Genomic DNA, 25735 nt, shown 5'->3' on the forward strand with positions numbered 1-25735 from the left:
CTATTGATAGTTAAATTACAGTTTTGTATAAATTTTAATAATATACTGATATGGAATATAGAAGATTAGGTAAGTCTGGCCTACAGGTAAGTTCATTAGGTTTAGGAAGTTGGCTAACTTTTGGTGCTCAAATTAGCGATAAGGTGGCTGATGAACTGATGGGGATTGCTTACGATGCTGGTGTAAACTTTTTCGATAATGCTGAAGGTTATGCAGAAGGAAAATCTGAAATGGTGATGGGTAAAATTTTTAAAAGCCAGGGTTGGGAAAGAGATTCTTTTGTAGTATCGAGTAAAGTTTTCTTTGGGGCTGAAAATAAGGGACCAAATCAAATGGGCTTATCTCGTAAGCATGTAACAGAGGCTTGTCATGGCGCACTAAAGCGTTTGCAGGTTGATTATTTGGACTTATATTTTTGCCATAGACCGGATAAAAATACCCCAATTGAAGAAACAGTTTTAACCATGAATACCTTAATAGAACAAGGTAAGATTTTGTATTGGGGAACATCTGAGTGGAGCAGTGCTGAAATTACTGAAGCTATAGCTGTTGCAAAAGACTATAGAATAATTGGCCCTACAATGGAACAGCCACAATATAATTTGTTCGAAAGAAAGAAAATGGAAGATGACTTTTTGCTTCTTTTTCGCGATCATGGACTAGGAACAACGATTTGGTCTCCCCTAGCATCCGGTTTACTATCCGGTAAATATACCAAAGGAGATGTAAAAGATACTCGTTTGGCTGATGTAAAATTAGGTTGGCTTAAAGAGAATGTGATGCAAGCCGATAGACTTCATAAAGTGGAGAAATTGCAAGAAGTTGCCGATAATCTTAATGTATCGTTAGCTAAATTCGCTTTGGCCTGGTGCTTAAAAAATCCAAATGTTAGTTCTGTCATTTTGGGTGCATCAAAAAGCGCACAGCTTAAAGAAAATTTAACCGCACAAGAAGTGGTTCCATTGTTAACCGATAAGGTAATGGAAAAAGTAGAAGAAATTATGGGCACGAAGCCAGTGTTGAGTCAGTTTTAAAAAAAATGGGAGTAGTGATTTTTTAGTAAAACTACTACTCCCACTTTGGCGATTGTTGGTAAATTGTATAACCCATATTGCCAAGTATGCCTTAGAAGATTATTATTTGTCCTTTTCCATCATAGTTAAAAGACCAAGTTGTTGTACTTGCTGAACCCAAAATTTCATTGTAATAATGAATTTCAGTATATTTTCTATAATTATTTTTTGAAAGCGAACGGTAAAAAAACTCATCCAATAACTGTAATCTCTTACAAGGATTAATAGAATTATCATAGTCTTCAAAAGTTCTAACAATTCTTTCTCCTTTATTTATCCCATTTTGTTGTCTGAAATATTCTGACCTAATTAAATTTCCATTTATATCGTAATAAAATTTTTCTAAGTATGTTATTATATAGCTGTCCGGATCAGTTGGGACGTAAGGTAGATTAGGAAAAAAAGTTTTTATTTCAGTAATATGTTTATCCGAATAATTAAATGTCTGTTTTTTGAGCAAATAATTATTTTCATTAGGGATCTCTTTCTTTTCAATTTGATTCAGATCGTTTAACGTAAAATATTTTGTATTTAATACTGCACTAAAATCAGCTGATGAAGAAAAGTCTTCTACAGTAACATTTTGGCCTGAATAAACTAATGTAGTGTATATTTTATCCGTAAACACTTTAACGTTACCCGATGAAATAGGGATTGTTAAATCACCTCCAATTTTTTTAATAAGTCTTGAATATGTATCATATTCAAAGTTAAATGTGAAGTCTGGATTATTATTGTATAGTGATGAACCCGGATAAAATACATTCGTCCTCATTTTCTTTATCAATGGCTCATTAAAGGGATCTTTTTGGATCGAATTCTCAGTTTTAGCGCAAGAAACTAGAAAAATTCCAATAAATAAAAATTTTATTATGCGTTTCACGTCTTTTATTTCATACTAACAGTTAGTTGTTAGGGTTTAAGAAGTATCAGGAAAAAGGGGCTAAATTTTAAACTATACATCTTTACATTTAAGAACTTTATTATTAATTTCTCACAATCATCAGCTTAGCGAACTTCAACAATAATTGTTTGTTTCCCAATCCCTGAAAAAATACCGTAGCCTTCACATCGGGTAAAGTACCTTCCAGACTGATGATTTTTCCGAAGCCAAATTTTTCATGCTCCACTTCCATGCCACCTTGAAATTCATGTGGCTGAGAAGGTGCAAATCCAGGCGTAGGTACGTGAGCCTTAGCCAACAGCGAGGTTGTTTTCGGGCGTGGTGGTGGGGCAGAGGTGGTACTTGCTGGCTTTGGTTTACTAAAGAAATCACGCGGTTGCGAAGTCCAGGTTTTACGCTCATCATCAAAATTACCTTCCAGAACATTGCTTTTGGCAGGTTTAACATCCAATTCTAAAAATCTTGGATTAATTTCATTGATAAAACGACTTGGCTCGCAATTGGTGAGGGTTCCCCATCGGTACCTGGATGTTGCGTAAGTGATGGTCAGTTTTACCTCTGCACGTGTGATGGCTACATAAAATAAGCGTCGCTCTTCTTCCAGGTCAGAGCGGGAGTTTACCGACATTTGAGATGGAAAAAGGTTTTCCTCCAAACCCACAATAAATACATTTTTGAACTCCAGCCCCTTTGCTGAGTGAATCGTCATTAATGAAACGGTGTCCTTGTTTTTATCGCCATCCTTATCATCATTGGTTAAGAGGGCCACATCCTGCATAAAAATATCCAGGCCTTTTTCCTCAATATCTTCCCGTTCTGCAAACTCTTTTATACCATTTAATAGCTCCTGGATATTTTCATATCTCGAACGGCCTTCTACACTATCATCCGTATACAATTCCTTTAAAATTCCGGCATGTTGTGCAATAAACAAGGCAGAATCATAAGCGTCTAATTTTTTGGCTTCAGCCTGAAAGCTTTGAATCATCATAGAGAAATCATTCAGCTGGTTGGCTAAACGTCCGTCTACATATTGATGTGCATTGGAAATGACATCCCACATGGTGATATTATGTTGAGCAGCAGCTACGATAATTTTATCAATAGAGGTATCTCCAATTCCACGTTTTGGATAGTTGATCACCCTTTTAATGGCTTCTTCGTCCTTCGGATTAAAGGTTAAGCGGAAATAGGCAATTAAATCTTTAACCTCCTTGCGTTGATAGAAAGATTGCCCGCCATAAATTTTATAAGGGATGTTGAGCTTGCGTAAACCTTCCTCCATCGCCCTGCTTTGCGCATTTGTACGGTATAAAATGGCAAAATCACTATGTTTATAGCCTTTTAAACCACGTTCCTGGATGATGGATTCTGCCACCAGTTTACCTTCTTCATTATCCGTAAAAGCACGCGAAACTTTAATTCTGTCGCCCTCAGCATTTTCAGAGAAAACATTTTTTTCCAGCTGATTTTTATTATTGGCGATGATGCTACTCGCGGCATCTACAATATTTTGAGTAGAGCGGTAGTTTTGCTCTAATTTATAAACTTTTAAATCCGGATAATCACGTTCAAAATTTAGAATATTCTGAATGTTTGCGCCACGGAAAGCATAAATACTCTGTGCATCGTCACCAACCACACAGATATTCTGATAAGCTGCAGCCAGTTTTTTTACAATGGTATATTGCGAAAAGTTTGTATCCTGGTACTCATCTACCATCAAATACCTGAATTTTTGCTGGTATTTGTTCAAAACTTCAGGATGTTCTTTCAATAGAATATTGGTCTTGAAGAGTAAATCGTCAAAATCCATGGCACCGGCACGGAAGCAACGTTTGGCATACTGCTCATAAATCTGACCAATCAGCGGACGTTTATTTTGAATGTCTTCTGCCTGAATCTGATCATTGGCCTGGTATTCGCCCCAGGAGATGAGGTTGTTTTTTGCAGAGGAAATTCTGCCGAAAACAAAGTTGGCAGCATATAATTTATCATCCAGCTGCATTTCTTTCAAAATGGCACGGATAACGCTTTTACTATCGTCGGTATCGTAAATGGTGAAGTTATTGGGATAGCCTATTTTTTCAGCCTCCACACGTAAAATCTTGGCGAAAACAGAGTGAAAGGTTCCCATCCAAATGTTTTTCGCCTCTGCGCCAACCACTTTCGAAATACGCTCACGCATATCCTTACTGGCTTTATTGGTAAAGGTTAGCACCAGGATGTTAAAAGGATCAGTTCCGGTTTGAATGAGGTGAGCAACCCTAAAGGTAATTACCCTGGTTTTGCCCGATCCGGCACCAGCAACAATCATTACCGGTCCTTTAGTGTTCTCTACTGCTGCTCTTTGCTGTTGGTTTAATCCTTCTAAATAATCCAAATCGGCTCCTGTATTTTTAAGGTTCAAAAATAACAATTTCATTTCTTTTTTGGATAGGTGTTGGTAATTATTAAAAAGTTTCCACATCAGTAATGTAAGCTCATATTGAATATGAAATCTAAACCGTTAAATAAATTTTACTAATGATTTTCTTAATTATTTAGCCTGCTACTATCAAGAAATTCCAACCATATGGAGATTCAAGCTCATATAGTTAAAAATGTTGTCAAGTCATTAAAATTTTAGTCATTGGCTTTAGTTACTACTTTTTTTATTTAAGATCATTACTTTTCCTATATTGTTTAAGTCATAAATTTGATGATGCATGCTTTGTAAATAAAGATTGGTTTTAGCAACGTCATAGTGCAATATATTATTACTGGAACAAAGGACTAATAGATTAATAAACTGTAGAGATGAAATGAAAATGCACACGTGGCACGCGTGCGCCAGCGAGGGGACTATTGAAAACTATCGAGTTAATATAGGAGTTTCTACTCAGAGAAATTTTGGATACTTGGAAGGTAATGTGAATTCGTTTGATGTGTCTAATATTGTAGATTCGCAAACTGGAGTTAAAATTTTTAGATCGGTTGCTACAGAGGTCGCAGAACAAGAACCAAAAATTTTTACCGCTTTGGAAGTATCTTGGTCAAGAATTACAGACTCAGAATATAGAATGCTAAATAAACTTGCTTTAAATTTAGAGCCGAATGCCCAATTAGGAGCTGTTTTTAATAATTATATTGGAACTATTAAAGTAGTGTCAGAAAGAGCCTATTGTACGTCTTGTCAGGGAGCTATAAAGCAATTTAATAGCGTGTTTCCAAATATAAAATTAATTTTGATTGATGCAATAAAAATGTAATATATGAACGCAAATACAGATATAGTTAAGTTTTTTTTAGAGAAATCAATTCACGAGCCGGTTAGATTTAGAATCGAATTAAAAAATAACTTATATAGAACAAATATTGAGGTTGAATATCCCACAGTTGATAATCAAATAGAAATTAAAATACCAAAGAATCAACTGAGTTTTAAACTAATATTCTCATTAGGCTATGGTATATGTTATACTAGCTACAATTGGAATAGAGATATTAGTGAGAGAATTAGGAAGCGTGATGAACTCGATTTTTTAGGGAGAAAAATATTTACTGGTTCTGACGAGGAGAAACATGAATTGAACAACAAGGATAAGGCGAGATTGATTGACTTTAAGAAAGGATATTTCGAAAATTTCAGTTCTGATTTCTTGAAAAAAAATAAACAAATGTTTGATATGCAAGATCTACTTGGGGTTAAGACATTTCGTACAGATCTAAATTTTAATAATATAGGTGGGGTTGTCAATTCTTTTAATGAAAAATTTAATAAAAATTTTAATGTTTTAAATATAGAAGAAGATGATCAGTTATATTTTGCTACAATTGGCTTTACAGAAGGAAATTTAATTGATATATTCAATTTAGGATTTGAGCTTTGTCTAGCAGATGAAATTATAAATAAAACTATTAGACAAATAATTATATAAATAATAAGCTCTCGATTCACTGGCATACAGCGTGCTCAATCCCCCCTCGCTGGCGCACGCGTGCCGCGTGTGAAATATAAAGCCAGCCATTTATTATTAGGTCGTAGCCTTTAATTACGACCTTTTTTAGTTAAAAGACCAATGCTTTTTTCATGTTGTTTGAGTCATAATTTTATTGTTGTAAGCTTTGAAATAAAGTTTGGTTTTAACAATACGATAGCGCAATAAATTACAGCGGAGACAAATGAGTGAAAGATTTAGATGAATATTGCAAAGATGATATAAAGTGCACACGCGGCACGCGTGCGCTAGCAAGGGTATAATATCTAATTTATATTCTGGTAAAGCAAGTGATGGACATGTAATCCATTTTCAATATTATGATGGGAATATAAGATCAGGAACATTAAAATCAATTTATCCAGCTAACTTCTAAAATAAAAAAATGAATACACAAGTTTTGAACGAATACGGATTTAATTTCATTAAAAAGACCGATGGAACAAAGCTAATATCAAATACATCCACAAGTTATATATCAGAATATAGTGCGCCTGAACTTATTCAAGAGTATATCGATGATGTTGATCTGTGTCTATCTGGCCAATTTGACTTAGTAGAGGATACAACTAAAAGTACAGATTTTATTTATGCTAAATTGTATCCTGATGGGTTGTACTTTGATGATGATGAGATGTTACCACTCTATGATCTGAGAGAATTATTAAGCTCTTGGAAAGAATTTTTAGAAGGAAATTGATTTTTCCTCACTAGCGCAAGTCTTAGCGGGCAAGGCGGTGCGCCGTATGACTTGTGCTTTTAAAGCTTTATTATCTGTTATAATCCATTTATCTTTAGTCATGAGCATAAAATATAAGTTTCATGATTCAACAGCAATATACTTTGTTTCTTTTTCAGTTATAAGCTGGATTGATGTTCTTACACGTACGGTTTACAGAGACTTCCTAATGGAAAGTTTAACTTATTGCAGAAAAGAAAATACCTCAGATCATTTATATAGTAGTGCTATATATTACGAAGAAGGGAAAGGATTGATCGGCATTGATCTATTGGTTTGACAAGGGCACAAGTCGGGCTACTGCTTAAGCCCTGAGCGCTTAGACTTGCGTCAGAATGGGTGATAATAATACTTTTGTGAGTGTTTTTATTTAAATTAATTGAAAGTTTCAATGACTAATTAAAATCTATTAAATGAAACACAAGAAAAATGTAATCAATTTATATTTCTTTTTTTATGTTATGTTAGTTACCGCTTGTTCTGAGAGTCCTAAGGTACTAAATCCAAATTTTGAAAAGGAAATGGTAAAAGCATTAAACCTAAAGTTTGTCAATTCTGACACTCTTTACAGAACTCCTTTTACTAGTGTTATTAATGATACAATCGTGGGCTATAAATGGCATAGTTATGGAGAAAATGAAAAAGATTACTATTTTTTACAAAGTCTTAAGGATCTTAAATACAGGAAGTTGTTTAAGCCAAATTTGAGTATAACCCCATGGTACATTAGTGAACTTAAAGATGGCTGCTTATACTTTGGTGGACCACACGTTATGACCAGTGTTTGTATGGATGGTACTACTAAAGAATACTTCAAGGCATTGAATATAATATATGTTAGTTCATTAGTACTTTATAAAAATAAGGTTATTGTTAGCAGCATAAGAGGGATCTATATATTAGATATTAAAACGCAAAAAATACTTCGGCATTATCGTGGTGCTGTAGGATTTATACGTGATGATACTTTTGTCTTTTATGGTGGTGTGTATCTGGGTTGTGTTGATTTAGAAAAACTATCATTAGTTTGGGAAATTGATAAGAGAAAAACTAATATGGAAGTTGCATCTAAAGACAATACGATTACTTCTAATACAAAAGTGAAAGAAGATTACCATGATACATATTATGGAACACCAGTTTCAAAAAGCAGAGATCGGTTTATCGACAATACTAAACGAATAATAGATTCAAAAACAGGAAAAGTTTTATTTAGCGATAGTAAAATCAATCATCTTGAAACCGATGGTGATGAGGGATACATGGGGATGATAGATAGTAGTGCAGTTTATTTGGATAAGAATTTTAACATAAAGTGGGTTTTAAAGTATGCTAAAATAATGCGATCACATAAAAATTATGTTATTGCTATTGACAAAAGTGACAAAAACATTCTCATCATTGATAAGGTTACAGGAAAGGTAAAGAATAAAATTCTAAGGAAAGTTCAGGATAATTACGGAATACAGTTTTTAGGCGATTACATTATGTTCAACGGTTCAAATTTGTATAAATAAGTTTCAAGTACCAAATGGCAAATCAATTTTATCCTTTAGTTTCAAATGTATCCTCACTAGCGCAAGTCTTAGGGGGCAAGGGAGGTGCGCTGTATGACTTGTGCTTTTAAATGCTTTATTTATCTCTTGTAATCATTTATCTTTAATCATGAGCATAAAATATAAGTTTCATGATTCAACAGTAATATACTTTGTTTCTTTTGCAGTTGTGGGCTGGATTGATGTGTTTACGCGTACAGTTTACAAAGACCTATCATTGGAAAGTTTAACTTATAGTAGATTAAATAATTAAATTTTTATGAGTATAATTATAAAATATAAAAATCTATCTGGCGAGCAGATAACGCGCCAGCAGGCGCAGAATATTAAAGATTATTATTTTAAGGAAGAGTATGATGGAAATTTAGATCTAAGAAAAAGGATAAGTTATGATCAGGGAGAAATCTTCCATGTGATCCATTATTTGAAAAATGATGAAGATCTTAACAATGCTATTATTTACTCGTCAAATCAATATGGTGGGGGAGGCTTTTATTTTAATAAACAAATAATAAATGGTTATACATCTTGGGATATTGAATCATATGAAAATATGACAAAGGTTGACAAAGCGAAAAAAATTTGTGATGCTACAGGAAGAACCATTGCATACCAGAAAATAGATATCCATACAAACGAGATCATCAACACCAAAAAATATTTTTATTTGGATGGGCTTGGTTCTTTTTTCTCAGAAGCTCCCCCAATTCCAGATAATGGTAGATTCGATTTTAGTTATGATGAACCAGATTTGGAGCCAGGAGAAATATTTGTGGTCATTAATTTAATGTTATATATGGATGTTGGTGGCGGAGGTTTCAACATAGGAGCTGAAGAGAATATTTTTTTTGAAAGCCCAGAATTAGCTTCAGTATTTACTTGGGAAGATCATCCTTATTATCATAGCGCATCACCATTAATACCGAATATTACAATTGTTTAAACCATGCCAAACCTATTAGATAAAATAATCATCATTGATGTAGAAGCCACCTGTTGGGAAGGAGCACCCCCTGCCTGTATGGAAAGCGATATCATCGAAATTGGTATCTGTTTACTGGATATACAAACTGGAGAAATAACAGACAACAGAGGAATTCTGGTCAAACCAGATCGGTCCGTTGTAAGCCCTTTCTGTACTGAACTCACCACCATTACCCCAGAAATGGTCGCTCAGGATGGAATATCATTTAAAGAGGCCTGTTCTATATTAAGAAAAGAATATGTATCTCAAAAAAGAGTTTGGGCAAGTTTTGGTGCTTACGATTTAAAGCAATTCCAACGTCAATGTGCTGCTATGGGTGTTGGCTTTCCTTTTGGTCCATCGCATATTAATGTTAAAACTTTATTTGCCTTAAAAAATAAATTGGGTCATGAGGAAGGAATGGCAGGTGCACTTAAAATGTTGGATATCCCATTAAAAGGTACCCACCACCGTGGAGTGGATGATGCATATAATATTGCAAAAATCCTCCATCGAATTTTGAATAATTAATTTTTCATTTTCATTAGGTTCAACTTCGGCCACTACTAGCGCAAGTCTTAGTGCCTAGGTTAACGGGGCTGGATGACTTGTGCTTTCATTATTGATCTTAAATATACTGCCAAAGCGCAGGTAAGAACAATACTTAAATCAATGGATATTAGGAGAATTAAGAGATTCTTGTGCAATCTTCAATTGTCTCTACTTTATCAATCCAAAAATAATTAACAATACGTTTAAGCCAAACTATAAACTATCAATTGCAAAGCTATTTTAGGAAGGGTCAGTCTGAACTATCGACTACAACGTTTGAACTGTCGACTGCAACGTTTGAACTATCGACCGCAACGTTTGAACTATCGACCGCAACGTCTGAACTGCCGACCGCAACGTCTGAACTGTCGATTGCAACGTCCGAACTATGGACCGCAACGTCTGAACTGTCGATTGCAACGTCTGAACTATCGACCGCAACGTCTGAATTACCGACCGCAACGTCTGAACTAACTACTGGAATTTCTGAACTATCGACTGCAATATGCAACCAACTTCATTTAGGCGTTATCTAAGCAAAAACATTTTGTAGATTGATTTATTCTATTTATCTTGCTTATGCAAATCGATAATCAACAAAGTTCTAACATAACAGAGACGGTATAAGCAAATCATTTTTTTAACAATATTACTTAGGGGAGCGTTTTAGAAACGCATTTTCAATTGATCTCTGTATGGAGTTGATTGTCGGTTTGCAGCCCCTAAGTATACTTTTTTAACAATGTTATGCAAACCGACAATTGTAAAAACCCAAACACACAGCTCCCAAATCAGGTAGCAGCTGTAACAGAATTCCGGAAACTGATGGAAGCCTATTTCGATATGATTAGTTTATCGGATGTGAATCAGTTCCTTACTGAAATGCTTAGCGCAGCTATCGGGCCCGATCCGCGCTCTGGCAAACACAAACCCATTACCATTGGCAATGCCCTTTATGATGTAAACAATATCATCAGCCTGCTTACCAAAACAAAACTTTTGGCCAATGAAGAAAGCTTTCGGCGTTATGCCATAAACCTGGATTATCACCTACAGGCTGTTGGCCAATTTGATGTAGCGCATCTTTCAGAACTATTATATGTTGGATTAAATGCCTACATCTTTCAGGAAGATGATTTTGAAGGCGCAACCTTAAAATTTTCTGCCGAAATTACTGCCGCATATAAAATGATTTATGATTGGTTGTCAGACTGCGATGCCTGGTGTAATGCTGCTGAAGGTTACGAATATCATGCAACTATCGGTTTAGCAGCTACGCTATAACCTTTCAAATTTTAATTGGCCATTTAACTTATACAGCTATAAGGGAAAACGAGGCTGTATCAGAAATGATTTTAGAGATTTTTGGCAGAATAATATTTTGAAAGGTCGTCATTCCTCGCTGGCGCATGCGTGCCGCGTGTGAAATATAAAGCCAGCCATTTAATATTAGGTCGTAGCCTTTAGTTACAACCTTTTTTAGTTAAAAGACCAATGCTTTTTTCATGTTGTTTGAGTCATAATTTTATTGTTGTAAGCTTTGGAATAAAGTTTGGTTTTAACAACACGATAGCGCAATAAATTACAGCGGAGAAAACTGAGTGATAGATTTAGATGGATATTGAAGATGATATAAAGTGCACACGCGGCACGCGTGCGCTAGCAAGGGATATAACAGAAACATTCGATACGGTCTGGATCAGGAGAAAGTGATTCAGCATACTTGTGTTGATTGTTTTTATATTTTAGATTTGATAACTTTTATAAGACCTCTTTAATAATTATGCTGCGAATAGAATACCTCGCTGGCGCACGCGTGCCGCGTGTGAAATATGAAGCCAGCCATTTAATATTAGGTCGTAGCCTTTAGTTACAACCTTTTTTATTTAAAAGACCAATGCTTTTTTCATGTTGTTTGAGTCATAATTTTATTGTTGTAAGCTTTGGAATAAAGTTTGGTTTTAACAACACGATAGCGCAATAAATTACAGCGGAGACAAATGAGTGATAGATTTAGATGGATATTGCAAAGATGATATAAAGTGCACACGCGGCACGCGTGCGCTAGCAAGGGGATTTTTGATGGTCGGCAAGCCACTTATTGGCCAAATGGAAATTTAAAAGAAGAATATTTTCAGAAATACGATTACCATGTTGGCTCTTTTAAAAGATGGAATGAGCAAGGGGTTTTAATAAGCCATCAAGAAAACGACCAGTTTGGAAATTGGGTAAGAACAATTCTTTAGAATGGTTCTTACCCTTGATGTGCATTACAAAGATGATGCTTCAGCTAAATCAGTTGGGATTTTATTTAATTGGAATGATGTTCAGCCAAAAGAGATTTTGATAGAATATGTTAGAGAAACAGATGAATATATTCCTGGTGAGTTTTACAGAAGAGAACTTCCATGTTTATTAAAAATTATCGAAAAGGTAAATATAAATGATCTGGAAGCTATTGTGATTGATGGATACGTATACATTGATAATGATAAAAGATTTGGTTTAGGCGGACATCTATGGCAAGCGTTAAATAAACAGATTCCGATAATAGGAGTAGCGAAGAGCTTTTATTATGGTAATACCGAAACAGTTAAACAAATATATCGGGGTAAAAGTAAAAAATCTTTATACATTTCATCAATTGGGCTTGAATTAGATATAGCATCACACTTTATTATACACATGCCAGGCGAATTTAGGATACCTGATTTATTAAAACAACTAGATACTATAACAAAGGAAAAATAATTCCTTATCCAAGTAACCAACAGCTCCTCGCTGGCGCACGCGTGCCGCGTGTGAAATATAAAGCCAGCCATTTAATATTAGGTTGTAGCCTTTAGTTACAACCTTTTTTAGTTAAAAGACTAATGCTTTTTTCATGTTGTTTGAGTCATAATTTTATTGTTGCAGACTTTGAAATAAAGTTTGGTTTTAACAACACGATAGCACAATAAATTACAGCGGAGACAAATGAGTGATAGATTTAGATGGATATTGCAAAGATGATATAAAGTGCTCCTCGCTGGCGCACGCGTGTCGCGTGTGCAAAATAAAGCCAGCAATGTAAAATATTAGGTCGTAGCCTTTAGTTACAACCTTTTTTAGTTAAAAGACCAATGCTTTTTTCATGTTGTTTGAGTCATAATTTTATTGTTGTAAGCTTTGAAATAAAGTTTGGTTTTAACAACACGATAGCACAATAAATTACAGCGGAGACAAATGAGTGATAGATTTAGATGGATATTGCAAAGATGATATAAAGTGCACACGCGGCACGCGTGGCACTATGCGCGCCGTGAGTTAATTAATGTCTAGTAATGCGCCAGCACTATCTCCGGAAATTTTAATTATTTTTAGCGCACTGAAAAGAGCAGTTTATTTAAAATTGCTGCTAATTTTTTAATTATAACCAGTATAAACCAATGATGAAACGAACCTGTTTAATGCTAGTGCTCTTCTTATCTGTTTTAAATGCATTTGCACAATCTTTTGAAAAAACTAATCTGGGGATAAAAGCCATAGCCAACGGTAATCAGGTAGAAATACAGTTTTACACACCATCCATTGTACGGGTAATTAAAATACCTGCAGGCAAATCATTTGTTAAGCAAAGTCTTTCGGTAACCTTATCACCTGGAAAAACCATTTTCCAGGCACAGCAAACCGGCAAGGTTGTATGGTTAAAATCAGAAAAAATAAATGCCAGGTTAGATCTGACCACCGGCAATGTTGAATTTTCTTCAGCCTCCGGGAAAGCATTATTGAAAGAAAAAAATAAAGGTACCAGGTTTACATCGTTCAATGATACAGGTGCAGATAGTTATCATGTTTATCAGGCTTTTGCCTTAGAGAAGGAAGAACCTATTTACGGCCTTGGCCAACATCAGCGTGGAGAGCTTAATCAAAGAAATCAGCAATATCATCTTGAGCAGGGCAATGTAGAAGATGCTGTCCCTTTCTTCCAATCTGTAAAAGGTTATGGCCTGTTTTGGGATAATTATTCTCCAACCGAATTTCAGGATGATGCGAATGAAACCTCTTTTAAATCGCAGGTAGGTGATGGTGTAGATTATTATTTTATGTATGGGGGCAATGCCGATGGCGTTATCGCCAACATGCGCACGCTTACAGGTAAGGTGCCCATGTTCCCTTTATGGACATATGGCTTCTGGCAAAGTAAGGAGCGTTATAAAAGCCAGCAGGAATTATTGAATGTGGTAAAGACATACCGCGAACTGAATGTACCCCTTGATGGCATTATTCAGGATTGGCAATATTGGGGGAATAACTACCTGTGGAATGCCATGGATTTCCTGAATGTAGATTTTCCTGACGGGAAAAAAATGGCTGATGATGTACATGCCCAACATGCACACCTGATTATTTCCATCTGGTCTTCTTTTGGTCCGCAAACCAAGCCATACCAGGAATTGGATAAAAAAGGGATGCTCTACAACATTACAACCTGGCCGGAATCAGGTTCAGAGAAATGGCCTCCTAATCTGGATTATCCCTCTGGTGTAAGGGTGTATGATGCCTACAATCCTGAAGCCCGCGATATTTACTGGAAATATGCCAGTAATGGCTTGTTAGCTAAAGGGATTGATGGCTGGTGGATGGATTCTACTGAACCTGACCACCTGCAGATTAAACCAGCTGATTATGATACCAAAACATATTTAGGATCATTCCGTAAAGTGCGCAATGCCTATCCGCTAATGGCTGTAGGAGGAGTATATGATCATCAGCGTAAAACCACGTCAGATAAAAGAGTCTTTATTTTAACAAGGTCGGCCTTTGCCGGGCAGCAACGTTACGGTGCCAATACCTGGTCTGGAGATACGGGTTCCAGCTGGGATACTTTCCGCAAGCAGATCCCTGCCGGATTAAATTTTTCGCTTACCGGCATCCCCCACTGGAATTCAGATATCGGTGGTTTTTTCGCTGGTGCATATAACAAATCTTCGAACGGTGGCTCGGGAAGTAAAAACCCATTATACCAGGAACTGTACGTGAGGTGGCTCCAGTTTGGTACGTTTAATCCCATGATGCGTTCGCATGGAACGGATGTGCCCAGAGAAATCTATCAGTTTGGAAAAAAAGGCGAACCCATCTATGATGCCATAGATAAATTTATCAACCTCCGTTACACTCTTTTACCTTATATCTATTCTACCTCATGGGCAGTTACCGCAAAGCAATCCAGCTTTATGCGTGCCCTTTTCATGGATTTTGTAGACGATAAAAGAGTTTGGGACATTAACAATGAATACATGTTTGGGCAATCGATCCTGGTGGCACCCGTTGTTAAAGCGCAATACACACCTGAAACGATTGTGAAGGTGAATGAAAACAGTGGCTGGAATAAAAAAGAGGGTAAAGAGAATGATCAGAAAGCTGCAATTGATTTTACTGCTGAAAAATCATCACCCGTATATCTTCCGGCTGGTACGCTATGGTACGATTTCTGGACCAATGAGCAGTTGAAAGGCGGACAGGAGCTGATCAAAAAAACAACTATTGATATGATTCCCCTTTATATTAAGGCTGGTTCAATTTTACCAATGGGGCCAAAAGTGCAATATGCCACGCAACAAAAATGGGATAATCTTGAAGTAAAAGTATATCCTGGAGCAAATGGCTCTTTTGTACTGTATGAAGATGAGCTGGATAACTACAATTATGAAAAAGGTGCCTATACTGAAATCGAATTTAACTGGAACGATGCCGCCAGAAAACTAACTGTTGCCAATCGGAAAGGGAGTTATAAAGGGATGCTTCAAAATAGAAAGTTTACCATTGTATTGCCTTCAGGAGCAAATAAAAATGTGACTTATACGGGTAAAAAACTGGAAGTGAAATTTTAATTCAATAGGTTGATTTATTGACTTTATGCTTGATAGCAGCAGAAATCTGATTTGAGATCTGCTGCTATTTTTATTTGCGCTTTGGTTGGATCACATCACATCAGGCGCGAGGTGGAACAACAGCTGAAAGTTATAAATTTGTGCTTATATTTGAGATACAGTCGTTTTGCCAGTCCCCAACTAACCATAATCGATACGAAAATCAGGCTGCGCTAAATCCCTAATATGCTAAAATTAAAATTATGGCACTATTTAATCCTTATTTACATTTCACCGGTAATACCGAAGAAGCATTTAACTTTTATCAATCTGTGCTTGGTGGGGAATTTACGAAGTTGGTTCGTTATAAAGATTTGACACCCACTGCTGAATATGCAATACCTGAAACCTACCTGGATAAAATCATGTACATCGCTTTGCCTCTCGGGAAAAATAATATGCTGATGGGTTCTGATGCGATGCTGGAAATGGAAGGGCGGAAATTTACTTTCGGAGATAATTTTCACATTGCCATTAGTGCTGAAAATAAAGAAGAAGCAGCGTATTTATTTAAAGGACTTTCAGCTGGTGGAAAAATAGAAATGCCTATTGCAGATAGTCCATGGGGTTCTTACTTCGGGATGCTTGTGGATCAGTTTGGCGTTCAATGGACGGTAGAATTTGATCCGAATTTGTAGCGTTAGGGAGGTAAATCATTGGTATGTTATACCTTCAATCAGCCATTAGTAATTAGTTGAGCGTTAGCCATTCTCAAACGTTTCAGTCGTTTTGCCACTTTTACTGGTCTGAATAATTTAAGGGTATAAGTTTGGTGGTAACTTAAACAGCCACATAGCACACCGGCCAAAGCGCCAAAAAGAACATCAATAGGGAAATGTTGTGCGAGGTAAATTCTCGAATAACCTACAGCTACAGCAAATATGATACATGGCCATGATATTTTTTTCTTTTTAAAAACCAGTACCATAATTGTTGATAGTGCAAAAGCCGATGCCGTATGACCTGATGGGAAGGAAGAATGGTTGTGCACATTTAAGCCTTCAACAAAATGTGTGTAAGGAATGTGGAGTTGCTGCATCAGTAATTTTGGCCTGGGTTGATTGTACAATCTTTTAGATAGTTGTACGAACACGCCGGAATAGGCATAGGCCAGTAAAACGGCTATAGCCTTCTTCTTTTTTTTAATGGATAATAGTAATATGGCTGCGAAAATGATGAAAAAGCCATCGCCTAGATTGGTCATGACTTTAAAAGTAAAATCAAGCGAGTTGGTATGATATTGATTTAGCCATAAAAATCCTTGCATTTTCGGAAACAGGCTAACAAAAATTACTGTTGCGATTAGCAGAATGAAAAGGGTAAGAAAATAACAGGGTAATTTTTGTAGTCGTTTGATCATGTGTCTGGAAATTTCTTGTCGAAATTATCAACCTGAAATAACCTGAACGTTAAGCTTAGGTCATGCTTTCTGTAACAGACCTGTGACTGTTTTTTCTTTTTTGATTAATAAATAATTGTGAACTGGTATTAACCACCACTGCCCAGCAGAGCAGGCCCCCTTCTTTTTTCAAGAAGGGGTAATGATCGTATTTTTATACGGCCTGTACCTCTTGATTTTTTTCTTCCGGAGCGATTTGATTAAAACGCTGATCTTGCAAGCGATCATATTCCTTTACATAATCCGGATGTTCCGTGCCCATTACCCGGTCCCAGATTCTGAAATACAAGCCATAATTTCCCTTGAATTTGCTATGGTGCAGGTTATGGTGTACCGAAGTATTCAGGATTTCAAATGCCCAGGTAAACCGGAACCATTTAGGCATAATTTCATAGCCCAGGTGTCCGTACACATTGATGATGAAGCCCGTTACGGTAAAGAGTAATATCGTTAAGGGATGCATCGGCAGCAGCAGTACAATGGGCACTAAAACAAGTCCTTCGGTGATGGCTTCCAATATATGAAAACTATAGGATGTCCATGGCGAGGGATTGGTGCTTTTATGGTGAACCAGATGGGTAAGTTTGAACAATTTTTTATGGTGTAATAATCGGTGCATCCAATAAAAATAGGTATCATGTATAATCAGGCTGAGTACCAGCGCAACACCCATATACCATATCGGGAAATCATGAATGTTTTCATAAATTCGGGTGTATTGACGCAGAGGCGTGAAAACCAATCCAACTGCGATGATTGAAAATACCAGTGTACTCTGCATGGAATGCCATACCTCACGGATGAAGTCTTTTCTGGTGGCTAGTTTTTGCTGAATCTTGAATTTACCCAGCTTAGCAGGCATCAGCAGATAAAACAGTGTAAAAGGAATTCCGGCAAGTAAAAAATACCGGATAGCCGAAACACTAAAAATACGAATGGTGGCTTCTATTATCTTTTCCATATCTATCTCATTTTTATATACCAAAAGTATAAAGCAGATAGATTTTGCCTCGTTAACAAAAGATAATTTAGCAGCTTAACAAAGGATAATTTATGTTGCTGTTTTTCCTTTTGTATGCATCCTTTTGCGGATTCTGCTCAGGGATACGGGGGTTATACCAAGCATGGAAGCAATGTATTTGTCAGGCACACGGTTTACCAGGTCGAAACGTTCGGACAGGAGTTCGCGATAACGCTCTTCAGGTGATTGCGTGACAAAAGATTCCAGCATTTTTAAAGATTCCGCCAGCATTTTCATCAGGAAAAAATTACGGAGTGGTTCATACTCTGGGTGGGTCTTCAGGATCTCCTCCAGCACATCATAATCGATCTGCAGCAACTTTACCGGTTCAAGCGCACGGTAAATAAACCGGGAAGGTTGGCGGTTAATAATGGTATCGTGTGAGGCAATAAATTGGCCCTCCCAGCGGAGGAGCAATGTCGCTTCATCTCCATTTTCCTTAATGGTATATGCCCGGATTACGCCTTGTTCAATAAAAGCCAGTCGACGGCTGTTTTCTCCTTCACGGATGTAGGTTTCATTGGTTTCCAGCAATACCGGGGTCGTCATGGCAAATAATGGTGTGGTATCGGCAGGCAGTACGCCCGCTAAATCAAACAATAATTCCTGTAAGGTATCTATTGAAGTTGCCATATTAAAAAGAAAAAATGCCCATGAGCAATTGCTAAATTAGAAATATCCTGGCAAGCCTGCAAAATTATGGGCTGCCATAAATATTAATGCAGTAAGTATATGCTTTTTGGGATGATAATTTTTGCCAAATGGCAAATGTGCTCAGGCTTACTTTGCCTAACTTGCACTTATGAAAGAATTATTCGAATTTATGCTGAGGTTTGGGAACCTCAATCAGCAGCAAATGGATTTCATATCCGGCAAAGCTGTTAAAATGCAGCTTCCTCACCTGGCATACTTTTCAGAAGCTGGAAAAATTGCCCGGCAGGTAGGTTTCGTGGTAGAAGGAATCGTGCGGGTATGCTATTACAGCAATAAAGGCGAAGAAATTACCAAATATTTTATTGAAGAAAATAATCTGGTGGTCGACCTGGAAAGCTTCGATCTGGAAATCTGCTCAAGTGCCTATGTGCAAGCCGTTACCGATTGTACCTTAATTGTATTCTCTAAAAAAGACTGGCAGGAGCTGTTACAAACTATTGTTGGCTTTGAAACCATGGTGCATAAAATCATTTCAAGGGCACTGATGCAAAAAGTAGCGCGAAGAAGTCCGCTGGTAACAGAAGATGCCACTACCCGATACCTGAAATTTCTGGAAATTTACCCTACGGTGGTCAACCGGATTCCATTGTCTTATATTGCTTCCTATTTGGGTGTTACACAATCTTCATTAAGCAGGATCAGAAAAAATATCAGGTAAAATGTTTTTTGCCAAATGGCAAATGATTCACCGATCTGTTGATGCAACTTTACAACATCAATTAAAACCAAAAGAAAATGAAATCAGTACTCATAACAGGAGCCAACAGAAGCATTGGCCTGGAAGTTGCAAAACAGCTGTCTGAAAAAGGATTGTTCGTATATTTAGGAAGCCGTAACCTGGAAAAAGGAGAAGCCGTTGTGGCTGAGCTTTTGAAACAGGGATTTGGGCATATTAAAGCGATTGAAATTGATGTAACGCATCCCGAATCGATATCTGCAGCTAAAGATCGCATCGAAAGAGAGCAAGGGAAACTTGATATCCTGATTAATAATGCCGGTATTCTTGGTAATAGTCCGCAAATGGCTGTTGATACGCCTGTACCTCACATTCAGGAAGTGTTTGATACCAATTTTTTCGGGGTGATCAGTGTAACACAGGCCTTTCTTGATTTGCTTAAAAGATCTGATCGTCCCAGAATCAGCAACATCACATCCGGACTTGGATCTTTAACACTTCACAGTGATCCATCATGGAAATATTACCAGGTTAAAACGGCTGCGTATGGAACATCAAAAGCTGCGCTAAACGCATATACCATTGTACTGGCCTATGAATTGAAAGACCTTCCCTTTAAAGTGAATGTGATTGATCCGGGTTATACGGCAACTGATTTTAACCAGCACAGTGGCCCGGGTACGGTAGAAAGTGCAGCCTCGTTTATCATCAAACATACCTTAACTGATGACGATGCGCCTTCAGGACAGTTCTATAGTCATGATATCGAAGATGAAACAGGCATTAGTCCGTGGTAATGATCTGTGAGCAATAAATTTCTGGGTGCCGGATGAATATTGTTTTAAGACTATATTTATCCGGCTACCAATTTATTCATGGAGCACCAAAATAGCCTTTACTGTTTTATTAATCACCTGATTCACGGTACTGCTGGTAAACAGGCGGTAAATAATGTTATGGTGATGTTTAACCAGGCACAGAATATCGGTATGGTTTTGTTCAATAAAATCCATGATCCCGTTCGGTGCGCTATTGTGTTTAATATAATTAAATTCGATTTGTGTACCTGGCAAAAGTTCCCTGATGCTTTTTTCACCAGTTTCAATATGCTGTTGGTCTGAGTTTTCTGCCACATATAATACCTGCATTTTTTGTGAGCCAGAAGCCTTCAGCATCTCTACCAATGCCAATACATCTTTTTGAGAAAGTTTGGTTTCATAATCTGTAGCCAGCGTAATAATCGGACTTGCAGGAAAATTACTCTCCAGCGGAACAATTAAAGTTGGAATCCGCATCTTGGTAACCACCATACTCGCATTGCTACCCACAATGCCGCTTATTCCGGTTGCCCCGGTAATGCCCATAATCAACAGTTCAATTGGATGGGTCTTGGTATATTTGTTAATGACTGTCCTTAAGAAACCAACATCACAGACTGTGGAAATCTTGATGTTTTCCAACTTTTGCTCTTCACGAATGTGATTTGCCCATTGCTCAAGTGCCGTTTTTTTATTCTGATAATAAGATTCAATGAAAATGGCATTATAGGTGCTGTTGTTAATCCCTTCTGTAGGATGAATGGCGTGAATTGCGGCTACTTCCATTTGCAACACCTTTGCCATTGCCAATGCATAAGCAAATGCATTGGCAGCACTTTTTGAAAAATCTGTAGCAACCAGTATCTGTTTCATGTTGAGATAATTTAAAGTTTGAGGCTATACGAATAAGTGGAACAGCATAAAAAGCAATATCGCCAGAATGATCGACACTGGCAAGGTCAGTACCCAGGCCAAACCAATGCTCTTTAATGTATTATTATTTAAGTTATCCTTACCACCTGAAGCCACCATGGCACCGGCAATACCGCTGGATAATACATGCGTGGTGCTTACCGGGAGGCCAAATGCAGTGCTTAAACCAATAGTGGAGGCGGCAACAATTTCAGAAGTAGCACCTTGTGCATAGTTAAGGTGTTCATTGCCAATTTTCTCCCCTATAGTCACTACAATCCGTTTCCAGCCAATCATGGTTCCGAGTCCTAAGGAAATGGAGATGGTTAAAATTACCCAAAGTGGCGCAAAGTCAACCAGTTTGGAAAGTTCGTGCTTTAATTCTGAGAGTTGTTGCTTGTCTGAAACGCTTATCTGTAAATGCTGATCGGCTTCCACCTTACCCATCATCGCAATGATGCCTTCAATCTGCTTCCTGAACTGATAGGTGTTTTCCTTATCAGTTTCATTTTTTTTAGCCAGGTGAATTTTGGTTTGACGGGTTCGCATGATAAATTCCGCCATATTGATTCCTTCGTTGTGGTTTAATACAGCGATCTTTTTCAGCAATACTTCACTGCCGTTGAGTTCGGTAAGCACTTTTTCTTTGGCAATATGATGGTTCACTGCAAATTTAGCAGGTAAAAAGGCAATGAGGATCAGCATTAAAAGGCCAACTCCTTTTTGGCCATCATTGCTGCCGTGAAAGAAACTCACTAAGGTGCAGGTCATAATCAGCAAACCCCTTATTAACAGCGGCGGTCTGTCATTTTCACCCTGAGGGATATGAAAGAGCGCATGGTACTTAATCACATGTTTAAGAAAATACATGAGCAATATGGCCAGACCAAAACCGATAACGGGTGATAAGATCAGTGATAAACCAATCTCCTCTGCTTTTCCCCAGTTTACGCCTGCTCCGCCATAATACCAGGTAAAACCTAATCCGGCACCAATCATGGCACCAATCATAGTATGCGAACTGGAACAGGGAATGCCCAGATACCAGGTACCTAAATTCCAGGCAATAGAGGCCAGGAGTACAGACAGCACCATACAGGCACCCACACCAATGGGCAAGTTCATGAGTGCATCAAGCGGAACGAGTTTGAGAATCCCCATGGCAACCGCAATCCCTCCGGTAAAAACGCCCATAAAATTCCAGAATCCCGACCATGGGATGGCGACAACCGGTTTTAGTGCTTTGGTATAAATTACGGTAGCCACTGCATTGGCGGTATCGTGAAATCCGTTAACAAATTCAAAGGCCACAACCGCCAGCAGGCATAACAGGAATATCAATAAAAGGGGAGTGCTTAAATGGGTATCGCCCACAAAGGGAAGTATAACGCTTAAAGAAGACATAGAATAAAGTAAAGATTAAGGGTAGGCAACGCCATCAAAGTACCACAATAGAAGTGATGTGTATATATCTTCTATGTTAAATAATTGTCTTATTGCGCTATGTTAGCGTTAAGCCGCTACCATGTAAGTGATTAGATATAAAGTGGCGCCATCCGCCGCCAGTAATGCGGGCGGTGCGCATCATTGTCCCAGGTATATAGCTGATGGGTAATGTCCCTTTCCCAAAGCAGCTGGCTTAGCCTGTTATTGCTCTCATAAAAGGGATCGGTTTCTCCAACGGCCAGGATGATTTCCATAGATTTTAAACTGGCGATGAGATTGCTATCCTGAAGGTTTGACAGGTATTGCTCTGGCATATTAAAGTATACAAGTTCATCACGAAAGCCACCCATCAGATCGATAAAAGGATTCAGTGCCTGGGTAAGATCATACCTGCCACTAATGCCAACGGTCTTTTTAAAAAGCTGCGGATATTTTAAGGAAAGGTTGATGGCATGATAGGCCCCCATGCTAAAGCCAACAGTTTCAATTCCGTTAGGGGTGCCCTTTTGGTACATTAATGGAATTACTTCATCCAGCAGGTATCTTTCATATTGCAGGTGCCTTGCCATACGTACCGATGGGAAAACCGACTGATTATAAAAACTTTCTGCATCTACACTATCCATACAAAAAAGCTGTAATTCACCTTTTTCAATCTTGCCGGATAAGGCGTGTACAATTCCCCAGTTTTCGTAATCGTAAAACCTGGCCATTCTGGTTGGGAACATTAATACCGCCCTTCCCGAATGCCCAAAAACCAAAAGTTCCATGTTGCGTTCCAGGTGTTTACTGTACCATTTATGATATTCCCTATGCATGTCTGATTGTTATTGTTTGTGGAAATTACATCAGCGGTATTATTTCAACATTAACAAATGATCATATTATCCTAATTTTTCATGAATAATCATTTTCCACAAATCATACCCTTCTTTGCTTAAATGAAGTCCGTCATGATCATAATAACCCGGATTTGGATTTCCATCCTTATCCAGCATTCGTTTAAAAACATCTATGAATTGCCAGTTTCCATTCCTTTTAATTAGCTCATGCTCAATCAGGTTATTGGTATACTTAAACTGATCGGCCATATGCCACCTGGAAAGGCTTGGTTTTAGCGAGATGAAATAACAAGGGATAGCGCCGAAGTATTCATCGGCCTTTGCCATCAGCTGAAGAAAAAATAAGAATATCTCTTCGGGGTTTCTGCCATCACCCAGATCATTGTCGCCCGCATAAAAGATCAGCTCATCTGGCCGATAGTCAGTCATAATCCGATCAAAGAACCAGGCACATGCTGCTAGTGTTGAACCTCCAAACCCAAGATTGATAACTCTTTTTGCAGGAAAATCATCTTCGAGACGCTGCCAGAGACGAATGGATGAACTTCCATAAAATATGGTGGAATAATTTTTTCTTTTCTCCGGAGAAACCTGTTCTAAGCGCTTCACCTCATCTTCATACCAATACATGCCTGTGAATATAAAAGATATATCAGCGATTTTGTATGATCAGAATGTTAAATTTTAATCCATCAATAAGGCATCAATAAAAATCAGGGAAATTACTTGTTACTGGATTAACATGAAATTCATATGCGGGTAGTTGATTTGCGGGATAACTATTCAAATTAAGAAATGAAGAAAGAATTAATTTTATTGGGGCTGATGGTATTTTTGGGGATGGTATCTTGTAAAAAGACTCCAGGCAACGATGAACCACATGTTATTACCTATCCTGATATGGCAGAAGTTGCTGATCCGGCCATCTTATTTACCACGGCAAGTGGTGTTAAGGTTTACAATGGTGGTTTCGGTTCGGCTGTTGCAGCAGATCCAAATGATGCAGCCGTATTTTATATGTTAACGGATAGAGGTGCAAATGTGGCCGGGCAGCTGGCCAATTCCATTATTATCGGAAAACCTGATTTCGATCCACAAATTGGAAAGTTTAGGTTGAAGGATGGAAAGCTGATATTGGAGCAAACCATTGAGCTGAAAAATGCAGCGGGTGGAAAGTTAAACGGGATTCCAAATCCAGCAGGTATGGGCGCTTCAGGAGAGACAGCGTATGATTTAAACGGGCAGGTGATTGCGCCGAATGCCGATGGTATTGATTCAGAGGGATTGGTGAGGGCAGCAGATGGAACTTTTTGGATCAGCGATGAATACGGGCCACACCTGGCTCATTTTGATGCCAATGGAAAAACCATTGAACGCATTAATCCATTTGGTACCGGAACCGGAGGCCGAAAAATTCCGGCGGTTTTTACCAAAAGAAGGGCAAACCGTGGGATGGAAGGATTAGCTATTACACCTGATGGCAAAACGCTGGTGGGTATGATGCAGTCACCAATGTACAATCCTTCAAAAAATGCGGTAGCCAATTCAACAGTACTGCGGATATTAACCTTTGATATTGCAACTGGCGCAACCAAACAATACGCTTATTTAATGGATAATACCACGCTTACCGGCGTGAGCGATATTGTAGCTGTAAATGCGACTACCTTTTTAACCATAGAAAGAGATGGCCTGTTTGGTGGTGATACCACTAATCCTGCCGCCTTTAAAAAGGTATTTAAGATTGATATCAGCAATGCTACAGATATTTCTGATCCAGCTGATGGCTCAACAGGAAAACTTTACGGTGGAAAAACGGTAGAAGAACTAAATAATCAGGCAGGGCTTACTGCTGCGGGGATTACGCCAGTATCAAAAACACTGGTCTTGGATCTGTTAAAAGATTTGCCATCAATTTACCCGCATGATAAGGCAGAAGGACTTGCGCTTTTGCCCGGAAACATCCTTGTGATTTCTAATGATGACGATTTTGGTGTGGTAGATAATGGAGCCAGTGGCTTTGCCCAAAAGATTTTACCCTTAACTAAAACCGTAGATCGGAACCGTTTATACTTTGTAAAGGTTAAACTTTAATCCGTGCTACTACCTGTATGTTATCGTATCAGGCTGATGTAAGTATTTGCACAGGATGTAAATATTAAAGCGAGGAAATATTTTAAACTTGAGTTTGGTTAAATATAGCGTATTTTATTTTTAACCATTTCGC

The 25735-nt window shown here is 37.8% G+C and carries 23 protein-coding genes; 14 read left to right on the top strand and 9 right to left on the bottom strand.

The features are described from left to right. Positions 1-50 precede the first annotated feature (50 nt). Positions 51-1034, top strand: a complete 984-nt coding sequence (locus tag OQ267_RS08165) for an aldo/keto reductase (protein WP_265835504.1) — start codon at positions 51-53, stop codon at positions 1032-1034. Between the two features lie 91 nt (positions 1035-1125). Here OQ267_RS08165 and OQ267_RS08170 read toward each other — a convergent pair whose 3' ends face one another. Both OQ267_RS08170 and OQ267_RS08175 read right to left on the bottom strand, forming a co-directional pair. Beyond that, positions 1126-1956: a hypothetical protein gene (locus OQ267_RS08170; RefSeq protein ID WP_265835505.1), complete on the bottom strand. Its 831-nt coding sequence runs from the start codon at positions 1954-1956 to the stop codon at positions 1126-1128. Positions 1957-2059: 103 nt separating this feature from the next. Continuing rightward, entirely contained in the window at positions 2060-4360 is a 2301-nt protein-coding gene (locus OQ267_RS08175) for an ATP-dependent helicase (RefSeq protein ID WP_265835757.1), read from the bottom strand. A gap of 421 nt (positions 4361-4781) precedes the next feature. On the opposite strand from OQ267_RS08175, the gene OQ267_RS08180 reads away from it, so the two are divergent. The 10 genes from OQ267_RS08180 to OQ267_RS08225 all read left to right on the top strand — a co-directional run bounded on the left by OQ267_RS08180 (position 4782) and on the right by OQ267_RS08225 (position 16318). Next, positions 4782-5228 carry a deaminase domain-containing protein gene (locus OQ267_RS08180; protein ID WP_265835506.1) on the top strand — a complete coding sequence of 149 codons (447 nt, stop codon included), beginning with the start codon at positions 4782-4784 and terminating at the stop codon, positions 5226-5228. A gap of 3 nt (positions 5229-5231) precedes the next feature. Then, positions 5232-5897 (top strand): hypothetical protein, encoded by a 666-nt coding sequence (locus OQ267_RS08185; RefSeq protein ID WP_265835507.1) that lies wholly within the window; start codon positions 5232-5234, stop codon positions 5895-5897. A gap of 445 nt (positions 5898-6342) precedes the next feature. Then, a complete protein-coding gene (locus OQ267_RS08190; RefSeq protein WP_265835508.1) occupies positions 6343-6657 on the top strand; it encodes a hypothetical protein in 315 nt (104 codons plus the stop codon). A 452-nt stretch (positions 6658-7109) separates the two neighbouring features. Further along, on the top strand, positions 7110-8213 hold the full coding sequence (locus OQ267_RS08195; protein WP_265835509.1) for a hypothetical protein: 1104 nt from the start codon (positions 7110-7112) through the stop codon (positions 8211-8213). A gap of 298 nt (positions 8214-8511) precedes the next feature. Further along, a complete protein-coding gene (locus OQ267_RS08200; RefSeq protein ID WP_265835510.1) occupies positions 8512-9195 on the top strand; it encodes a hypothetical protein in 684 nt (227 codons plus the stop codon). A gap of 3 nt (positions 9196-9198) precedes the next feature. Beyond that, positions 9199-9747: a 3'-5' exonuclease gene (locus OQ267_RS08205; protein ID WP_265835511.1), complete on the top strand. Its 549-nt coding sequence runs from the start codon at positions 9199-9201 to the stop codon at positions 9745-9747. A gap of 768 nt (positions 9748-10515) precedes the next feature. Then, entirely contained in the window at positions 10516-11052 is a 537-nt protein-coding gene (locus OQ267_RS08210; RefSeq protein WP_265835512.1) for a hypothetical protein, read from the top strand. Positions 11053-12015: 963 nt separating this feature from the next. Continuing rightward, positions 12016-12519, top strand: coding sequence for an endonuclease V (locus OQ267_RS08215; RefSeq protein ID WP_265835513.1), 504 nt, complete (start codon positions 12016-12018; stop codon positions 12517-12519). A gap of 677 nt (positions 12520-13196) precedes the next feature. Continuing rightward, positions 13197-15641: a TIM-barrel domain-containing protein gene (locus OQ267_RS08220; protein WP_265835514.1), complete on the top strand. Its 2445-nt coding sequence runs from the start codon at positions 13197-13199 to the stop codon at positions 15639-15641. Between the two features lie 242 nt (positions 15642-15883). After that, on the top strand, positions 15884-16318 hold the full coding sequence (locus OQ267_RS08225) for a VOC family protein (RefSeq protein WP_265818634.1): 435 nt from the start codon (positions 15884-15886) through the stop codon (positions 16316-16318). Between the two features lie 38 nt (positions 16319-16356). Here OQ267_RS08225 and OQ267_RS08230 read toward each other — a convergent pair whose 3' ends face one another. From OQ267_RS08230 to OQ267_RS08240, 3 genes are all read right to left on the bottom strand, one after another. Further along, entirely contained in the window at positions 16357-17040 is a 684-nt protein-coding gene (locus OQ267_RS08230; RefSeq protein ID WP_265835515.1) for a phosphatase PAP2 family protein, read from the bottom strand. 193 nt (positions 17041-17233) lie between these two features. Beyond that, entirely contained in the window at positions 17234-18040 is an 807-nt protein-coding gene (locus tag OQ267_RS08235; protein WP_265835516.1) for a sterol desaturase family protein, read from the bottom strand. 90 nt (positions 18041-18130) lie between these two features. After that, positions 18131-18733 carry a Crp/Fnr family transcriptional regulator gene (locus OQ267_RS08240; RefSeq protein ID WP_088302089.1) on the bottom strand — a complete coding sequence of 201 codons (603 nt, stop codon included), beginning with the start codon at positions 18731-18733 and terminating at the stop codon, positions 18131-18133. Positions 18734-18902: 169 nt separating this feature from the next. On the opposite strand from OQ267_RS08240, the gene OQ267_RS08245 reads away from it, so the two are divergent. Next, a complete protein-coding gene (locus OQ267_RS08245) occupies positions 18903-19472 on the top strand; it encodes a Crp/Fnr family transcriptional regulator (protein WP_088302090.1) in 570 nt (189 codons plus the stop codon). Positions 19473-19549: 77 nt separating this feature from the next. Then, complete coding sequence (locus OQ267_RS08250; RefSeq protein WP_265835517.1) at positions 19550-20287, top strand: SDR family oxidoreductase; 738 nt, start codon at positions 19550-19552, stop codon at positions 20285-20287. Positions 20288-20359: 72 nt separating this feature from the next. Here OQ267_RS08250 and OQ267_RS08255 read toward each other — a convergent pair whose 3' ends face one another. The 4 genes from OQ267_RS08255 to OQ267_RS08270 form a co-directional block, all read right to left on the bottom strand. Beyond that, positions 20360-21181 carry a universal stress protein gene (locus OQ267_RS08255; RefSeq protein WP_088302092.1) on the bottom strand — a complete coding sequence of 274 codons (822 nt, stop codon included), beginning with the start codon at positions 21179-21181 and terminating at the stop codon, positions 20360-20362. Positions 21182-21205: 24 nt separating this feature from the next. Next, the gene (locus tag OQ267_RS08260) at positions 21206-22624 is read right to left on the bottom strand and encodes an inorganic phosphate transporter (RefSeq protein ID WP_265818630.1); all 1419 of its coding nucleotides are present in this window, start codon (positions 22622-22624) and stop codon (positions 21206-21208) included. A gap of 131 nt (positions 22625-22755) precedes the next feature. Then, positions 22756-23484, bottom strand: a complete 729-nt coding sequence (locus OQ267_RS08265; protein WP_265835518.1) for an esterase family protein — start codon at positions 23482-23484, stop codon at positions 22756-22758. A gap of 66 nt (positions 23485-23550) precedes the next feature. Next, positions 23551-24138: a GDSL-type esterase/lipase family protein gene (locus OQ267_RS08270; RefSeq protein WP_265835519.1), complete on the bottom strand. Its 588-nt coding sequence runs from the start codon at positions 24136-24138 to the stop codon at positions 23551-23553. A 165-nt stretch (positions 24139-24303) separates the two neighbouring features. On the opposite strand from OQ267_RS08270, the gene OQ267_RS08275 reads away from it, so the two are divergent. Then, positions 24304-25602, top strand: coding sequence for an esterase-like activity of phytase family protein (locus OQ267_RS08275; protein WP_088302095.1), 1299 nt, complete (start codon positions 24304-24306; stop codon positions 25600-25602). The last annotated feature ends 133 nt before the right edge of the window (positions 25603-25735 follow it).

Source organism: Pedobacter sp. MR22-3 (assembly GCF_026240075.1).
Taxonomy (GTDB): domain Bacteria; phylum Bacteroidota; class Bacteroidia; order Sphingobacteriales; family Sphingobacteriaceae; genus Pedobacter.

Coding starts and splice junctions, on each gene's coding strand:
- OQ267_RS08230 (WP_265835515.1), bottom strand. CDS start 17,040: ATGATCAAACGACTACAAAAATTACCCTGTTATTTTCTTACCCTTTTC.
- OQ267_RS08265 (WP_265835518.1), bottom strand. CDS start 23,484: ATGCATAGGGAATATCATAAATGGTACAGTAAACACCTGGAACGCAAC.
- OQ267_RS08205 (WP_265835511.1), top strand. CDS start 9,199: ATGCCAAACCTATTAGATAAAATAATCATCATTGATGTAGAAGCCACC.
- OQ267_RS08190 (WP_265835508.1), top strand. CDS start 6,343: ATGAATACACAAGTTTTGAACGAATACGGATTTAATTTCATTAAAAAG.
- OQ267_RS08215 (WP_265835513.1), top strand. CDS start 12,016: ATGGTTCTTACCCTTGATGTGCATTACAAAGATGATGCTTCAGCTAAA.
- OQ267_RS08220 (WP_265835514.1), top strand. CDS start 13,197: ATGATGAAACGAACCTGTTTAATGCTAGTGCTCTTCTTATCTGTTTTA.
- OQ267_RS08200 (WP_265835510.1), top strand. CDS start 8,512: ATGAGTATAATTATAAAATATAAAAATCTATCTGGCGAGCAGATAACG.
- OQ267_RS08255 (WP_088302092.1), bottom strand. CDS start 21,181: ATGAAACAGATACTGGTTGCTACAGATTTTTCAAAAAGTGCTGCCAAT.
- OQ267_RS08245 (WP_088302090.1), top strand. CDS start 18,903: ATGAAAGAATTATTCGAATTTATGCTGAGGTTTGGGAACCTCAATCAG.
- OQ267_RS08235 (WP_265835516.1), bottom strand. CDS start 18,040: ATGGAAAAGATAATAGAAGCCACCATTCGTATTTTTAGTGTTTCGGCT.
- OQ267_RS08240 (WP_088302089.1), bottom strand. CDS start 18,733: ATGGCAACTTCAATAGATACCTTACAGGAATTATTGTTTGATTTAGCG.
- OQ267_RS08225 (WP_265818634.1), top strand. CDS start 15,884: ATGGCACTATTTAATCCTTATTTACATTTCACCGGTAATACCGAAGAA.
- OQ267_RS08275 (WP_088302095.1), top strand. CDS start 24,304: ATGAAGAAAGAATTAATTTTATTGGGGCTGATGGTATTTTTGGGGATG.
- OQ267_RS08165 (WP_265835504.1), top strand. CDS start 51: ATGGAATATAGAAGATTAGGTAAGTCTGGCCTACAGGTAAGTTCATTA.
- OQ267_RS08185 (WP_265835507.1), top strand. CDS start 5,232: ATGAACGCAAATACAGATATAGTTAAGTTTTTTTTAGAGAAATCAATT.
- OQ267_RS08210 (WP_265835512.1), top strand. CDS start 10,516: ATGCAAACCGACAATTGTAAAAACCCAAACACACAGCTCCCAAATCAG.
- OQ267_RS08270 (WP_265835519.1), bottom strand. CDS start 24,138: ATGTATTGGTATGAAGATGAGGTGAAGCGCTTAGAACAGGTTTCTCCG.
- OQ267_RS08180 (WP_265835506.1), top strand. CDS start 4,782: ATGAAAATGCACACGTGGCACGCGTGCGCCAGCGAGGGGACTATTGAA.
- OQ267_RS08195 (WP_265835509.1), top strand. CDS start 7,110: ATGAAACACAAGAAAAATGTAATCAATTTATATTTCTTTTTTTATGTT.
- OQ267_RS08260 (WP_265818630.1), bottom strand. CDS start 22,624: ATGTCTTCTTTAAGCGTTATACTTCCCTTTGTGGGCGATACCCATTTA.
- OQ267_RS08250 (WP_265835517.1), top strand. CDS start 19,550: ATGAAATCAGTACTCATAACAGGAGCCAACAGAAGCATTGGCCTGGAA.